The following is a 15,418-nucleotide window of genomic DNA, read 5'->3' as shown; positions in this document are numbered from 1 at the left end:
AGCGAAAAGAAATGCCATGCCGCTGCCCATGCTAAGATGGATCTATCAAATGGATGAGGTGATCGTAGATGGCATTAAAAATCGATAATATTTTTGTGAATCTTCCGGTTAAGGATCTGGAGAAAACGAAAGACTTTTTCTCGAAAATCGGTTTTGAGTTTAACGAGCAGTTTACGGATAAGAATGCGGCCTGCCTGGTCATAGGCGATAACATCTTTGCCATGCTGCTCACCGAGGATTATTTCAAGACGTTCACCAAGAAAGATCTGTCGAATGCGGCCAACACAACGGAAGTGATTCTGGCGCTGTCGGCAGAAAGCCGGGAGCAGGTGGATGACATCGTGAACGCTGCGCTGGCTGCTGGGGGATCGCCTTCCAACGACCCGGTGGATCACGGTTTTATGTACGGATGGAGCTTCCAGGATCCGGACGGACATCTATGGGAAGTCATGTACATGGATCAGAGCCAGGTCGAATAAAGCAGCGTTATCCTAAGCAGGATCGCAACCTGAACGACATATTCTAATAGAATGAAGCGGCAGATGACTCCATGAGATGGGGGAAACTGCCGCTTTACTTTTATTTGGAAATCCACTATATTTGTATGTGCAAACAATATGTGGCGTTTCAACATGATGAACTTCAGCGAAAGAGGTAACCGTTATGCTCAATACGTATATCAAGGAATGCCTTTACTTCACAGCCAATCGCCTTAGCCGGGTCATTACCAAGATGGCCGAAGACGAGTTTGCCGCAAGCGGATTGTCGCCTACGTATGCATATCTGCTTATGGCTGTATACGAGAAGGAAGGGATCTCGCAGAAGGAATTAGGCGAAATTCTTCACCTCCAGCCATCCACCGTAACCCGACTGGTTGAGAAGCTGGCCGTTAAAGGGCTGGTATACAATCGGGTGGAAGGAAGGATGTCGCTGATCTATACGACCGATAAAGGAAAGGCTCTTGAGAAAGTAATACACGAGTGCTGGAACAATCTGCGTAGTCGATACGGAGAAATTTTAGGCAATGCCCAAGGGGATGAATTATCCCTGCGTCTATACGAGGTCAGCGATCGATTAGAGAATAAGGACTGAACGCAAAAAAGGCCCTTCAAGTCAAACTTGAAGGGCCTTTTCCAGAATTAATTGACTTGAACTTCCGTCGTGACCTGCCATAACACGCCGAACTTGTCTTCCAGCACCCCGAACAGCGCTCCCCAGAATTGAGTCTTCAGCGCATCAATCACCTTGCCGCCCTCGGCCAAGCGGTCAAAAGCTTCATGGGCTTCGGCATCGCTCTCAAACGACAGGCTCAGATGAATCCCGTTCCCACGCTCCAGGGTTTGGAAGATCGAGTCCGACATAAAGATCGGGATTCCTCCGGCTACCAGACTCAGATGCATGACCTTGTCCTTCAATTCTTCCTTGGTTCCGGGAACCTCGCCATGGGTTTGCACGGATAAGATTTCCCCTCCCAGTGCTTGGGTATAAAACTCAGCCTGCGCTTTTGCATCCTCAGAGAAAATATACGGTGTCAGTTTAGCCACGTTCAACATCCTTCCCAGGTTTTAATATGATGGATTCGTTTTCCTTGGTTTTAGTATAAACGGTCTCTGGCCCTGACATTTCTTCTGGATTGCTAAATGATACGGCAGCGTCTCGGGGTTGTCCTATAGAATAGGCGACAGCAGGCGGGAGATGGATTCCTTGAACTTGATCCACCGCGAACGCTCCAGATACTGCTTCATCGTAAGCTGGCTGGATACCCGCAGATCCTGGTGGAAGATGTGGGTCAACTGTTTCGATAAATGCTCATCGTACAGGAATGCGTTCACTTCGAAATTCAGCTTGAAGCTTCGAACATCGATATTCGCCGTGCCCACGGATGAAATCTTCTCATCGATGATGATCGTCTTGGCATGAATAAAGCCATTATTGTAGAGATACACATTAGCCCCGGTACCCAGCATTTCCCCGATATAAGATAAGGTAGCCCAATACACGAAGGGATGATCCGGTTTATCTGGAATCATCAGATGCACCTCTACGCCGGAAAGCGCCGCAATGCGCAGTGCATCCAGGAGGCTGGCATCCGGGATAAAATAAGGCGTCTGAATATGAATCGATTTCTTGGCGGACGAAATCATTTTGATATAACCGTTCTTGATGTGTTCATAACGGGAATCCGGACCGCTGGTAACAATCTGAATTCCGACATTGCCGGGCGAATTGATCTTGGGAAACAGATTCGATTCGTAAGTGATATCGTTATGATGCGAAGCCTGATTCCAGTCCAGAATGAAGCGAACCTGCATCGCATAAACGGCCTCGCCTTGGATGCGCAGATGCGTGTCCCGCCAATACCCAAACCTGGAGTTGAGGCCCAAGTACTCGTCCCCGACGTTGAATCCGCCGACATACCCGATATTGCCGTCGATGATCGCCAGCTTTCGGTGATTCCGGTAATTCAGCCGCAGGTTAATGAAGCGCAGCTTGGACGGGAAGAAGGCCTCGGCTTCTCCGCCGGCTTCGCGGAATGCCTTGAAGAAGCCTTTGGTTAGTTGACGCGAGCCCAGCTCATCGTATAGAACCCGGACCTTCACGCCTTCCTTAGCCTTTTGGGTCAACAGGGAGATCAGCTTCTTGCCAAGCTCATCGCGGCGGATAATGTAGTACTGAATATGTATATAGTCTTTGGCTTCCTCGATATCCTGAAACAACCGTTCAAACTTCCTGCGTCCATCCGTAAAAATTTCAACATGGTTGTCGTCCGTAAGGATCGCCTGGTTCTCGTTGATATGCATATGGATCAAATCGCTGTTGTCCGCCGCCGCTTGATTGGTAAACGGGTATTCGCCGTTGTTCATCCCTTCCATTTGGGACAGCAATACTTTCTCGATGCCGGTTTTTTGCAGATCGTCCCAATGAAAGAGACGAATTCTTCTTAAATTCTGGGCGAACAGCAAGTACAGCACAAAGCCCAGAATCGGGATAAAGGACAGCACCAGCAGCCATGCCCAGGTGGAGCCGGCATCCCGCCGTTCCCTGAAAACCACGAACATGGAGAACACGATATTCAGAACGATGATCAGACCAAGAATGATGGATGTAACATGCATGTTTATGATATCCTCCTACACTATAGCCTTGCCCTAGCAATCCTTCATATTATACGTGAGGCGTTAGAAGAAGTATATATCGGCGGCATGGAGTGAAACCGAAAGGTCGTAAAACGTTGGCGGCTAGGATAAGGCCTCTCGTAACGAATATAGAAGGAGCCATTTGAATCCGTACTCGTTGTCATGATACGATGGTGAAAAAATAGGAGAAGGGGCATGCTTTTTGCTGAAAATGAACAAGTTTTTCAAATTGTGTCTTGCCGTGATCCTGGTGCTGACCATCATTTATTTGGGATCGCTGGTGGATTTTATATTCAGACCCGTACTTTCGTTCTTCTCCATCATCCTCGTGCCGTTAATGCTGTCGGGATTCTTCTATTACCTGCTCAGACCGCTGGTTGATCTCCTCGAAAAACGCAAGCTAAATCGCTCGCTGGCCATCCTGCTCCTGTATGTCGTGTTCGCGGGCATCCTTACCGGCTTTATCCTGGGGGTATGGCCATCGCTGCGCGATCAGATCGTGGCTCTCGTACAGAACGCTCCAGCCTTGTTTGCCAAGCTTGGCGAGCAGCTTCAGGAATTGGAGAATAACGGCTTTTTCCAGGACATTTTTCCGGAGAACGCCAACCCGCTTACACAGCTCACCGATTATTTGAATCAAGGCTTCACGTTCCTGACGAATTATATTATGAATCTGTTCTCGTTCGTGTCGAATTTTGCCATCGTATTGTTTACGTTTCCGATTCTCCTGTATTACATGTTGAAGGAAGGCGGGAAATTCGGGAAGATGGTGGTCAGCTTTTTGCCTGACCGATTCAAGGGCGAGGGAGCCTCGGTGCTGGATGAAATCAACAATGCACTCAAAGGCTTTATCGTAGGCCGGGTTCTCGTCAATTTGGCGCTGGGGGTTCTGATGTATATCGGATTCCTGATTATCGGCCTGCCTTATGCGCTGCTGTTGACGGTCGTGGCGGTCATCGCGAATTTCATACCGTTTATCGGCGCCATTCTATCCTCGATCCCGATCGTGATTATCGGCTTTATTCAGTCCCCGGGAACCGCGATCTGGTCCCTTGTCGTCATTCTGGCGGCCCAGCAGATTCAGGATAACCTGATTGGTCCGTATATCTTCGGCAAACAGCTGGCGATCCATCCCATAACGATCATTATCCTGGTGCTGGTGGGACAGGATCTTGGCGGGATTATCGGAATTCTGCTGATCGTACCAATCTATATGATTATTAAGATTATCGTTACCCGGGTGTATCAGCTGTTCTTTAAGGAGAAATGGCAAAAAGCTTAAGCGTGGGATAGGGAGGCGGCCTTTAGCCGCATATTAAAGCCGCCCAAGAGCGAGGAATCGTTCTTGGCGGCTTTTTATATATTTGGGGTGCACAAGAGCTTGACAACGATAAGAAAATTATATAATCTCTAATTAGAGATATTCAAAATAAAGATTATTTATGGTTTATGGCTCATCCATCATGCAAAACGGATTAAGAACGGAAGTAACGGGTTTCGATACAAACGGTGAGGGAGAGATGGGATATGGCATTACATACGGCAGGCATTCATCATATTACCGCTTATGCGCAGGATCCGCAGAAGAACGTTGATTTTTATACAGGCGTGCTAGGACTCAGAATGATAAAGAAGACCGTGAATTACGATGCGCCCGAGGTATATCATCTGTATTTCGGGGATGAAGGAGGACAGCCCGGAACGATCATCACTTTCTTCCCTTCCTCCGCTTCGCGAAGAGGGCTGCGTGGAGGAGGACAGGCAGGATATACGACCTTTGCCGTTCCTGTAGGGGCCCTGCCTTATTGGGAACAGCGGCTGCGGAGCTTTGGTGTTCCTGTCATGAAGGCTTTCCGGTTTAACGAACAATACCTTCAATTCTCCGATCGGGACGGACTTTCGCTAGAGTTGGTGGAGCGGGAAGGCGGTCCGAATAACGGCTGGTCCGTGGACGATATAACATCGGCTACAGCCATTAAGGGATTCGGCGGCGCGGTTCTGTTCAGCAGCAAATGGGAGGAGACGAAGAAGGCGCTGGAGAATGTCATGGGACTGACCTACATTGGAGAGGACGTCAATTATGCCCGGTTTCAAGCTGCGGGCCACTTCGGCAACGTGATTGATCTGCCGATGCGGGATATCCCTTTGGAAGCCGGAGGTGCCGGAACGACCCATCATATCGCATGGCGGGCTCAAGATGATGGGGAGCACGGCAAATGGCATGAATGGGTGAAGGAGCAGGGCTTTCGCCCTACGGATATCAGGAACCGTAACTATTTCAAAGCGTTATATTTCAGGGAACGTGGTGGGATCCTGTTTGAGATCGCAACCGATCCGCCCGGATTTACGGTGGACGAAGACCTGGACTCGCTGGGGGAACAATTAAAGCTTCCTGCCTGGTTCGAACCGGAGCGTGCCCGAATCGAGCAGGGGTTGGAGCCTATACAAGTCAAACATACAGGAGAGGGGCAACTCAAGTGATATCCATTGACCCGAATACCCAAAGCGAACGGGACACATACAAGCTGCTGATCGGAAGCGTCGTTCCGCGTCCGGTCGCTTTCGTTACGACATTATCGGCGGATGGCGTGCTGAATGCGGCCCCGTTCAGTTACTTTTCCATTGTGTCGAGCAATCCCCCTTTGCTGTCGGTTTCCGTTCAGCGAAAGAACGGTGCACCCAAGGATACGGCGAGAAATGCCATGCAGAGCGGCGAGCTTGTCATCCACATCGTGGACGAAGATACCGTTGCAGCCGTGAACGAAACGGCGGCGAACCTGCCTCCGGACGAAAGTGAGCTTGACCGAACCCGTTTAACCCCGGTCGTTAGTGACGTTGTTAAGGTTCCCGGCATTATGGAATCCAAGATTCGCATGGAATGCGTGCTGGAGCAGGTCGTCACGTTGGATGGTACGGATCAGCTGCCTGCCGCTGATCTATTGATTGCCCGCGTCGTCCGATTTCACGTGTCCGAGGAGCTCTACGAGCATGGCCGGATTGACGCATCCAAGTTGAAACCTGTGAGCCGCATGGCAGGAAATATCTATTCGACCCTGGGAGAGATGTTTACGATTGAGCGTCCGGTCTGACAGGGCTTGAGCTTGAATAAGGTTATTGCTTTGCGACTGTTATTTAGCGAACGTCCTTTTTATTTGATAGTATGCTGGTCATTCATTAGGAAACGGGGTATCGGAATATCATGGTCGGTTTTTGCCCATTCTACATGAATGGATAGCCGGTTGATGAATTTACAACATAGGAGTGATCAACGCATGAGATTTGATTCCAAGGTTGTCATTGTGACGGGGGGCGCCAGCGGGATTGGCGAAGCGGCAGTCAGACTTTTTGCAAAAGAGGGAGCCAAGGTCGTTATCGCGGATTATTCCGACCAGGGCCAAGCGGTTTCCGACGAATTGAGAGGAGCCGGCTTTGAAGCGCTGTTCGTCAAAACGGATGTAACCCAAGAGCAGGAAGTCGCGAATATGGTGAATCAGACGGTACAGCATTTTGGCCGTGTCGATGTATTGTTCGCGAATGCAGGCATAGCCCATGATGCTCCTGCCCATCAGTTAACGATGGATAATTGGCAGAGAACGATTGATATTAATCTGACAGGGGTCTTCCTGTGCGATAAATATGTCATTCAGCAAATGCTGTCCCAAGGAACCGGAGGGGCGATCGTAAACTGCGGCTCGATCCATAGCCATGTCGGAAAAGCAGGGGTAACCGCCTATGCTTCGGCTAAGGGAGGCGTCAAGCTGTTAACCCAGTCGCTCAGCGCAGACTATGCCTCCAAAGGAATCCGAATCAATGCCGTGTGTCCGGGATATATCGATACGCCGCTGATCAAGGGAAGAACGGAAGCGATCACGCAGCACCTGGTCGGCCTTCATCCGATGGGCCGTTTGGGACAGCCGGAAGAAGTGGCCAAAGCCGTATTGTTCCTCGCCAGTGAAGATGCCTCCTTCATTACGGGCACGAGTCTGCTGGTGGATGGCGGCTATACCGCGGTATGACGAGAAAAGCCCTGATGCTAAGCATCGGGGCTTTTTGCAAGTCATTCCAGGCGTTGTTATCGGACTTATTATGGAGTGTTTCAAAAATTTTTTTCGGCCCCGTATTTCAAATGGGCAGACTTCCTGATCCGGGGCTCATTCATGGCATTAAACGTATATGTCATGAACGATTTCCGCAAGACCCGTCAAATGCCTGCTATATAGCGGAAAATGGAGCATGGATTCCATGACCAATCCGGTGTATGGACAGCCTTAAATAAGGTGTTCAAAAGGCTCGATATTTTCGTTGCAAAAACGGTATTTTCACTTCTGAATTTCCAGAAAAAGCGGTTAAAGGGGTTTGACTTTTCCTGAGCTTCCCTTTATCATGAACACACGCTTAGTTTCCGGCATACATATTCCGGAAAGCGGGGGAACCAGTTTCACCAGGGGCGAGTCACTTGGAATTCACGAGTGTAGGGTACCATCTTACCCGAGTCCGTCAGCTAACCTCGTCAGCAGTGGATGGGTCTTGCATACATAATGGATGTTCATACAAAAGGCCCTTTATTCTCTATAGGGGCCTTTTCTCTATTTTTTGACCCCCTGCTGGCGGAGCTATGTCTAGATCCCCTGTTTGGTGGTCTTTTTAGCATTCAATTACAGAGGAGGGGCAACGTCTGCAAATGTGGAATGAATTGAATCGATCAGACGGCATTGGGTCAAAGCGTGCAAGGAAGCCGATGAATCATCTTCCCTGAAGCCTCGTCCCATGCACGGGTATCTGAATGTCCATATATCCAAGTTAACACATGTGCTAACACGGATAATTTCGTCATGCCGTTTTTTTAAGAAAGTGAAAAGCTATTACGAAAGGTTGTGGAAGGTTTTGAAGAAAGTGGTTGTGCTGGTGTTGTCCGTGATGATGGTGGTACTGCTCGCGGCTTGCGGCGACAAAGGAAGTACGCTGGATCGAGCCATAGAGCAGGGATATATCACCGTAGGGTTTGCGAACGAGAAGCCGTATGCCTACAAAGAAGCCAATGGGGAGCTCACGGGCGAGGCGGTTGAGATTGCCCGCGTTATTCTGGAGCGTCTTGGCATCAAGGAGATGAGGGGGGAGCTAACGGAATTCGGTTCGCTGGTCGCCGGATTGCAGGCCGATCGGTTTGATCTGATCACGGCAGGCATGTTCATTAATCCGGACCGCTGCTCTGCCGTCCTGTTCGCGAATCCGGAGTACAGCATCGGGGAAGCCCTTGCGGTAAAGCAAGGGAATCCGATGGAACTCGGAAGCTATGAGGACATTGCCAAGAATGAGCAGGCCAAGGTGGCTGTCATGACCGGCGCGGTCGAAATCGGCTACATGGAGAAGTCGGGCATTCCTGCGGACCGGATCGTACAGGTCCCTGACCAGGCTTCGGCGATCAGCGCCCTCCAGGCCGATCGGGTGCAGGCGATTACCATGACGGGGCCGTCCCTGCAGGCGATGCTGGATTCAGCCAGCGACGACAGCATCGAACGCGTGGCCGATTTCGAGCAGCCGGTCATCGACGGCGAAAGCGTTCGCGGTTACGGGGCTACGGCTTTCCGCCAAGCGGATACCGAGTTCCAGGAGGCTTATAATGCAGAGCTTGAAAAGATGAAGGAGTCGGGCGAGCTGCTGGAAATTTTGCAAGAGTTCGGGTTCACGGAAGAAGAGCTCCCGGGTGAGATGACGGCCGCTGCGCTCTGCGGGGAATAGCATGCCGAATTCTTGGATCGATTTTCTTCCGACGCTGCTCAAAGGAGCAGAGATCACGATTATCGTCGCGTTCTTTTCAGCCATCCTGGCTATCGTGATGTCCTTTGCAGCCGGATTGTGCCGGCTGTCGAAGCTGTGGATCGTCCGCACGGCGACGGTCGTGTACGTCGAAGTTTTTCGGGGAACCTCCTTGCTGGTGCAACTCTTCTGGTTGTATTTTGCCCTTCCATTCATCGGCATCGAGCTTCCGAAAATGCTGGCGGCGATTCTCGCGATCGGACTTAATTTCGGCGCATACGGCTCCGAGATTGTTCGCAGCGCGGTGCTGGCCGTTCCGAAAGGACAGTGGGAAGCTGCCGTGGCGCTTAATATGAGGCCTTGGCAGAGGTTGTGGAACGTTATACTGCCCCAAGCGTCCCTGCGAATGCTTCCCCCGTTTGGGAATCAGCTTGTGGAACTCATCAAATCCACCTCGCTCGTTTATTTCATCACGATGGCGGATTTAACGTATCAGGCGATGGTGCTCCGCAACAATTACATCTCCTGGACCACCGAGATTCTGGTGCTGCTGCTCCTCATGTATTTTGTCATTGCGACGCTCGTCTCGATGGCGGTTCGACTGCTGGAGCGCAAACTGACCGCGGGGAGGCTGTAGCGGATGTGGGATTGGAAATATGTGTTTGAAATACTGCCGCAGCTTCTGAGTGCATTAAAAATGACGGTATGGGTCACACTCTGTGCTTTTGTGGTGGCATTGATTATCGGGCTGCTGCTTGCCTTTGCCGCGCGGAGCAAATTTAAGCCCTTGTCGCTCATAACCAAAGGAATCATAGAATTTATTCGCAATACCCCCTTGCTGGTACAGGTGTTCTTCCTGTATTACAGCTTGCCGCTGCTGACGGGCATTTCGATTCCGGCCTTCTATGCGGGAGTCATCGGCCTGGGGCTGCATTACAGCACGTATCTGTCGGAGGTGTACCGTTCCGGCATTGAAGGGGTGCCGAAAGGACAGTGGGAAGCCGCAACCGCACTGAACTACACGAAATCCCAGACCTGGCGGAGCATTATACTGCCGCAAGCGGTACCGCCGATCATCCCGGTGCTGGGGAATTATTTGATTGTCATGTTTAAGGAAACGCCGATTCTATGCGCCATTACGCTGGTCGAGATGATGCTGACGGCCAAAAATATCGTGTCGCAATCATTTCGCGCTTTCGAACCATACACGCTGGTCGGGATTCTGTTCCTGATCATCAGTTATATCGCGTCGTTGCTGGTGCAAAGGCTGGAGAAGCGTTTGAATCTGCAGCGTGGAAAATAAGGAGGGAGTCTATTGAATGCCGTTGTAATCGATGAGCAGGCTGAAGAGGCGAAGAAGCCGCAGCGGGAAAGAAGCCCCGTTACGGGCTCACAGCCGATCGTGAAATATGCGGGCGTGACCAAGTCGTATGGCGACCTGCAGGTGCTGAAGGGCATCGATTTGGAGATGCAGCCTGGAGAAAAGGTGGCTGTGATCGGACCGAGCGGATCTGGCAAAACGACGATGGGCCGGATGCTGATGACGCTGGAAGAACCGACCGAGGGGACCATCGAGGTCGATGGCGAGCTGCTCTGGCATATGGAGGAGAAGGGCAAGCTGGTCAAGGCAAACGAAAAGCATCTGCATCGGATGCGGTGCAACGTCGGCATGGTCTTCCAGCACTTCAATCTGTTCCCGCACATGAATGTGCTTCGCAACGTGACGGAAGCCCCGCGCAAGGTGCTGGGGTTGTCCAAGGAGGAAGCGGAGGAGCGGGCCGTCTCGATGCTGGGCAAGGTCGGTTTGGCCGACAAGCTGAAGATGCACCCGTCCAATCTGTCGGGAGGCCAGAAGCAGCGCGTCGCCATCGCCAGAGCGCTGGTCATGCGGCCGAAGGTGATGGTGTTTGACGAGGTAACCTCGGCGCTGGATCCAGAGCTGGTCGGCGAGGTGCTGGAGGTGATCCGGGAAATCGCCGAAGAAGGCGAAATGGCCATGATGCTGATTACGCACGAGATGGATTTTGCGAAGGAAATCGCGGACCGGGTCATCTTCGGAGCCGACGGCAGGATCGTTGAGCAAGGAACACCCGAGGAAATATTCGATCATCCGAAGAGCGAGCGGCTGCAGAGCTTTCTGCAGCGGTTCCGCTCGAACGGAAATTAGTGCTGGAAAGAGGTGTTTATGTAGATGGCTGTGGATACCGGAACCGAAGTGGTTTACCGAAGACCGGAGGCGCGGGACGGCACCCGGGTATGGGAGCTCATACGCGATACCGGATCGCTTGATCTGAACTCGCCTTATTGCTACATGCTGCTAGGGGATTACTTCAACGATACCTGCATGATTGCGGAGCATGAAGGAGACATCGTCGGTTTTATCTCCGCTTTCCGTTCTCCGCGCAATCCGGAGGCGCTCTTTGTATGGCAGGTGGCGGTTGCAAGCTCCCACCGGAGGCAGGGGATCGCGAAGGCGATGCTTACCGGCCTCATGAACCAGAAGGCCTGCCATGGCGTCCGTTTCATTGAAACGACGGTATCGCCCAGCAATATGGCATCACGCCGATTGTTTCTCGGTTATGCCGAGGAGAAATCCATTCCGAGCACCGTAACGGTGGGTTACGGAGCAGAGATGTTTCCGGATGGAACGACACATGAAGATGAGCCGTTATTCGTGATTGGCCCCTTTTTCAATGACATTTAAACAAATGGAGGGAACTATGGACAACCAAGTCATGGAGAAACCGAAGCTTACCGTGTTTAACAAGCTGGAATCGGAAGTGAGAAGTTATTGCCGGAGCTTTCAGACGGTCTTTGACAAAGCCCGGAATGCCAAGCTGTGGGATACGCAGGGCAATGAATACATTGATTTTTTTGCCGGCGCCGGCGCCTTGAATTACGGGCACAACAATGAGAGGATTCGCGAGAAGCTGGTCGACTACATCCTGCAGGACGGCGTTACGCACAGTCTGGACATGGCTACGGGAGCGAAGGAAACGTTTCTGACCCGCTTTCAGGAGATTATCCTGAAGCCGCGCGGGTGGGATCACAAGGTGATGTTTCCCGGGCCGACCGGCACCAATGCCGTGGAGGCCGCGCTCAAAATCGCCAGAAAAGTGACGGGGCGCAGCACCGTTTTGTGTTTCACGAATGCCTTTCACGGCATGTCGCTGGGATCGCTGGCGGTGACCGGCAATGCCTTCAAGCGCCAGGGCGCCGGCGTGGATCTGAGCCACTCGGTATTTATGCCGTATGACGGTTACTTTGGCAGCGACGTGGATACGATGGCATATATGGAGAAGCTTCTGGATGATCCGGGAAGCGGCATTCCGCTGCCGGCAGCGGTCATCGTCGAGGCGGTGCAGGGGGAAGGCGGCTTGAACGCCGCCAGCAGCCAATGGCTGCAGAAGCTGGCGCGCATCTGCAAGGATAAGGGGATGCTGCTCATTCTGGACGATATCCAGATGGGCTGCGGCAGAACCGGTTCGTTCTTCAGCTTCGATGATGCGGGCATCGAGCCGGACATCGTGTGCCTCTCGAAATCGATCGGCGGCTTCGGCTTGCCGATGGCGATTACGCTGATCAAGCCGGAGATCGACATCTGGGAGCCGGGTGAGCATAACGGCACCTTCCGGGGCAACAATCTCGGATTCGTTGCCGCTGCCGAAGCGCTGAGTTATTGGAAGACGGAGGATTTTCAGCTCGATATCGGCATTCGCGAACATCGGATTCGCCAATCGCTCGATGACGTCGTGAGGGATTATCCCCGGCTTAAGGGCGAAATCCGCGGCAGGGGCATGATCCAGGGGGTAGCCTTTGATAAGCCGGAGCACGCAGGAAGGCTATCCGAAATCGCCTTTGAGCAAGGACTGATTATGGAAACGTCAGGACCGCATAGCGAAGTTGCCAAGCTGATGCCGCCGCTGACCATTGAAATGAACACACTGGCAGAGGGATTGGGGATTTTTGAGAACAGCATGAAACAATTAGCTGCAGAGGAGAGGTTGTCATGATCGTTAGACATTTGGAAGAAATCGTGGATACGAAAGACGACATCGATACAACGACATGGAATTCGAGAAGGCTTCTGCTGACCAAAGACGGCATGGGCTTTTCTCTTAACGACACCCTGATCAAGGCCGGAACGGAGACGCTGATCTGGTACAAAAACCACGTCGAGGCCGTGTACTGCATCGAGGGGGAGGGAGAAATCGAGGTTGTCGGCGGCGAGACCTATCCCATCACCCCTGGCATGATGTATGCGCTGGACGGACACGAGAAGCATTATTTGAGAGCCCGTTCGCAGATGCGGATGGTCTGCGTATTCAATCCGCCGCTAACCGGCGCCGAAGTTCACGATGAGGAAGGAACCTACCCGCTGCTTGCCCCCATTACGGACTAAGGAGATGATATGCGATGAGTAAAAATCATGCGTCGGCCCTTCAGGAAAAAGAAATGGACGTCTACCCTTCAAGAGTGCATGCGGAGCCCCGGATCTTAAAAAGGCAGGATCCGGTCGTACATTCGGAGTGGACGCCGGATGCACCGCTAACACAGGAGCAATCCGACTTCTACGAGCGCAACGGATATTTATTTCTGGAAGGCTTCTTTGATCGGGAGGAGCTTTCGCGGTATCAGGAGGAGGCCCGCAGGCTGCAAATAACGGCACGGGAATCAGAGAAAGATGAAGTGATCCGGGAGCCCGGCGGAGACGAAGTGCGGTCGGTATTCGCGGTGCATGAGAGCGACGAAGTGTTCAAGAAGCTGTCCCAGCATCCTAGACTCCTGGCAATCATGGAATACCTCTTGGGAAGCGAGACGTATATCCATCAATCCCGAATTAATTACAAGCCGGGCTTTACGGGCAAGGAGTTCTACTGGCACTCCGATTTCGAAACGTGGCATGTCGAGGACGGCATGCCGCGCATGAGAGCGCTAAGCTGTTCCATTGCCCTGGAGGATAACTATCCTTATAACGGGCCGCTTATGGTGGTGCCTGGATCGCATAAGGAATTCGTCGCCTGCATCGGCCAAACGCCGGAGGATCATTTCAAGGATTCCCTGCGCAAGCAGGAGTACGGCGTTCCGGATCATGACAGCCTGACGCGGATGGTGAAGGAGGGCGGGATCGACACGCCGGTCGGCAAGGCGGGCTCGATCGTGATTTTTGACTGCAACATTATGCACGGCTCGAACAGCAACATCACCCCGATGCCGCGCAGCAATATATTCATGGTCTATAACAGCGTGGAGAACAAGGTCAAGCAGCCGTATTCGGGCCAGAAGCCGAGACCATAGTATATCGCCACCCGTGATTCTCTATGATCTCGCTGTCGCTGATCGGCTCCATCATCGGCATCAATGTGGTCTATGTCTCGATTTTTTCGCTGCGGCTGATCCTGATGATCAAGGGCAGGAGAGGGATAGCTTCCCTTCTGGCCATGCTGGAGGTATTCGTGTACTTGCTCGGCCTCAATCTCGTCCTGCAAAATCTGGACAATCCCTTTAATATGGCGGCCTACTGCCTGGGCTTTGGCCTAGGCGTGTATGCCGGTAGCCGAATTGAGGAGTATCTGGCACTCGGATACATCGTGGTGCAGGTGATCGTCAATTCCGTTGAGACGAACCTGGCCATGAACCTGCGGGAGAAGGGATACGGCGTGACCGCTTGGGAAGCGGACGGCAAGGATGGCAAGCGGCTGGTGCTTCAAGTGCTCGTGAAACGGAAGAATGAGCGGCGGCTGATGGAGTCACTTTCCAAAATGTCGCCGCAAGCGTTCATTATCTCCCATGAACCGAAAAGCTTCAAAGGCGGCTTCTGGGTGCGATTGACGGAAGGTCGCAAATTGTAACAAGCGTGTATACGGAATGTAGGATAGAAAGCCTGCTTCGGAACCGGGTTCCTGAAGCAGGCTTTTTGGTTGTTGTCGGGCAGATACCGGCATGGAATTTCAGAGATCCTGGACTTCCGCGGCTGTTCTGAGCGCCATCAGGCGAAGGTGGGCTCCGGTTTATTCTGGTACCAAAAAAAAGCGTAATCGGTCATCGCGGAGGAGCTCCCGAGCTGGCGCAGCATGGCGGCAATATTTCCACGATGGTAAGTGCCGTGGTTCACGACATGCAGCACGATCTCGGATAGACGAGTATCCCGGATGCCGGCATAAGGATTATCCAATCGGATCATCCGCTCCAGGTCAGGCTGCTGGCGGAGAAACGCAGCGTATCGATCCGACAATTCGATAAACCGCAGGTTCAGGTCTTCCAGCGAAATCGCTTCAAGCTCTTCCCGTAGCTGGTAGGCCTCAGCCAATGCAGAGCCCATGTCCTTCCCGGACAAAATGTTCATCCAACCGAGATCCACCGTGTAAATATGAATCAACGCTTCCGATACGGTCGGAAAGATACTCGTGATGGTCCGATTGTACAATTCGCCCGGAAGTTCCAGCAGACGGTTGAATATGGCCTGGTTGGCCCATACATGGTATTCATACATTTTTACAGGATAGTTCATCGAGATCGTCCCC

18 protein-coding genes and 1 riboswitch are annotated in these 15,418 nt (G+C 52.1%); of the genes, 15 read left to right on the top strand and 3 right to left on the bottom strand.

Going from position 1 to position 15,418, the window contains the following annotated elements; genetic code table 11:
- Positions 1-68 precede the first annotated feature (68 nt).
- Together M1D70_RS27990 and M1D70_RS27985 are read left to right on the top strand one after the other, a co-directional pair.
- Entirely contained in the window at positions 69-479 is a 411-nt protein-coding gene (locus M1D70_RS27990) for a VOC family protein (protein ID WP_090913380.1), read from the top strand.
- Positions 480-663: 184 nt separating this feature from the next.
- A complete protein-coding gene (locus M1D70_RS27985; RefSeq protein ID WP_009589534.1) occupies positions 664-1,092 on the top strand; it encodes a MarR family winged helix-turn-helix transcriptional regulator in 429 nt (142 codons plus the stop codon).
- A 47-nt stretch (positions 1,093-1,139) separates the two neighbouring features.
- Here M1D70_RS27985 and M1D70_RS27980 read toward each other — a convergent pair whose 3' ends face one another.
- A complete protein-coding gene (locus M1D70_RS27980) occupies positions 1,140-1,544 on the bottom strand; it encodes a VOC family protein (protein WP_009589558.1) in 405 nt (134 codons plus the stop codon).
- A 123-nt stretch (positions 1,545-1,667) separates the two neighbouring features.
- The gene (gene cls, locus M1D70_RS27975; protein WP_456288510.1) at positions 1,668-3,116 is read right to left on the bottom strand and encodes a cardiolipin synthase; all 1,449 of its coding nucleotides are present in this window, start codon (positions 3,114-3,116) and stop codon (positions 1,668-1,670) included.
- A gap of 223 nt (positions 3,117-3,339) precedes the next feature.
- Here cls and M1D70_RS27970 point away from each other — a divergent pair, with 223 nt between their 5' ends.
- The 13 genes from M1D70_RS27970 (at position 3,340) to M1D70_RS27910 (ending at position 14,746) form a co-directional block, all read left to right on the top strand.
- Positions 3,340-4,419, top strand: a complete 1,080-nt coding sequence (locus tag M1D70_RS27970) for an AI-2E family transporter (protein WP_009589554.1) — start codon at positions 3,340-3,342, stop codon at positions 4,417-4,419.
- Positions 4,420-4,664: 245 nt separating this feature from the next.
- Entirely contained in the window at positions 4,665-5,618 is a 954-nt protein-coding gene (locus tag M1D70_RS27965) for a ring-cleaving dioxygenase (RefSeq protein WP_456288509.1), read from the top strand.
- Positions 5,615-6,226 (top strand): flavin reductase family protein, encoded by a 612-nt coding sequence (locus M1D70_RS27960; protein WP_009589552.1) that lies wholly within the window; start codon positions 5,615-5,617, stop codon positions 6,224-6,226. The genes M1D70_RS27965 and M1D70_RS27960 overlap by 4 nt, the downstream gene beginning before the upstream one ends.
- Positions 6,227-6,409: 183 nt before the next feature.
- The gene (locus M1D70_RS27955) at positions 6,410-7,153 is read left to right on the top strand and encodes an SDR family NAD(P)-dependent oxidoreductase (RefSeq protein ID WP_456288507.1); all 744 of its coding nucleotides are present in this window, start codon (positions 6,410-6,412) and stop codon (positions 7,151-7,153) included.
- Between the two features lie 366 nt (positions 7,154-7,519).
- Positions 7,520-7,666: riboswitch (cyclic di-AMP (ydaO/yuaA leader) on the top strand.
- 355 nt (positions 7,667-8,021) lie between these two features.
- Complete coding sequence (gene ehuB / locus M1D70_RS27950) at positions 8,022-8,876, top strand: ectoine/hydroxyectoine ABC transporter substrate-binding protein EhuB (RefSeq protein WP_085981253.1); 855 nt, start codon at positions 8,022-8,024, stop codon at positions 8,874-8,876.
- Position 8,877: 1 nt separating this feature from the next.
- Positions 8,878-9,531 carry an ectoine/hydroxyectoine ABC transporter permease subunit EhuC gene (gene ehuC, locus M1D70_RS27945; RefSeq protein ID WP_009589548.1) on the top strand — a complete coding sequence of 218 codons (654 nt, stop codon included), beginning with the start codon at positions 8,878-8,880 and terminating at the stop codon, positions 9,529-9,531.
- Between the two features lie 3 nt (positions 9,532-9,534).
- Positions 9,535-10,197 (top strand): ectoine/hydroxyectoine ABC transporter permease subunit EhuD, encoded by a 663-nt coding sequence (gene ehuD / locus M1D70_RS27940; protein WP_009589563.1) that lies wholly within the window; start codon positions 9,535-9,537, stop codon positions 10,195-10,197.
- Positions 10,198-10,209: 12 nt separating this feature from the next.
- Positions 10,210-11,061, top strand: a complete 852-nt coding sequence (ehuA, locus tag M1D70_RS27935; RefSeq protein WP_456288506.1) for an ectoine/hydroxyectoine ABC transporter ATP-binding protein EhuA — start codon at positions 10,210-10,212, stop codon at positions 11,059-11,061.
- A gap of 24 nt (positions 11,062-11,085) precedes the next feature.
- A complete protein-coding gene (gene ectA / locus M1D70_RS27930) occupies positions 11,086-11,598 on the top strand; it encodes a diaminobutyrate acetyltransferase (RefSeq protein WP_456288505.1) in 513 nt (170 codons plus the stop codon).
- A 16-nt stretch (positions 11,599-11,614) separates the two neighbouring features.
- The gene (ectB, locus tag M1D70_RS27925; RefSeq protein ID WP_456288504.1) at positions 11,615-12,907 is read left to right on the top strand and encodes a diaminobutyrate--2-oxoglutarate transaminase; all 1,293 of its coding nucleotides are present in this window, start codon (positions 11,615-11,617) and stop codon (positions 12,905-12,907) included.
- Positions 12,904-13,296, top strand: a complete 393-nt coding sequence (locus tag M1D70_RS27920) for an ectoine synthase (protein ID WP_456288503.1) — start codon at positions 12,904-12,906, stop codon at positions 13,294-13,296. Before ectB ends, M1D70_RS27920 begins: the two co-directional genes overlap by 4 nt.
- A 14-nt stretch (positions 13,297-13,310) precedes the next feature.
- A complete protein-coding gene (gene thpD / locus M1D70_RS27915; protein ID WP_456288502.1) occupies positions 13,311-14,192 on the top strand; it encodes an ectoine hydroxylase in 882 nt (293 codons plus the stop codon).
- 23 nt (positions 14,193-14,215) lie between these two features.
- Entirely contained in the window at positions 14,216-14,746 is a 531-nt protein-coding gene (locus M1D70_RS27910) for a DUF2179 domain-containing protein (RefSeq protein ID WP_015737571.1), read from the top strand.
- A gap of 137 nt (positions 14,747-14,883) precedes the next feature.
- Here M1D70_RS27910 and M1D70_RS27905 read toward each other — a convergent pair whose 3' ends face one another.
- The gene (locus M1D70_RS27905) at positions 14,884-15,405 is read right to left on the bottom strand and encodes a DinB family protein (RefSeq protein ID WP_456288501.1); all 522 of its coding nucleotides are present in this window, start codon (positions 15,403-15,405) and stop codon (positions 14,884-14,886) included.
- Positions 15,406-15,418 lie beyond the last annotated feature (13 nt).

The organism is Paenibacillus sp. AK002, assembly GCF_053903045.1.
This window is presented reverse-complemented; position numbering and strand designations above follow the sequence as displayed.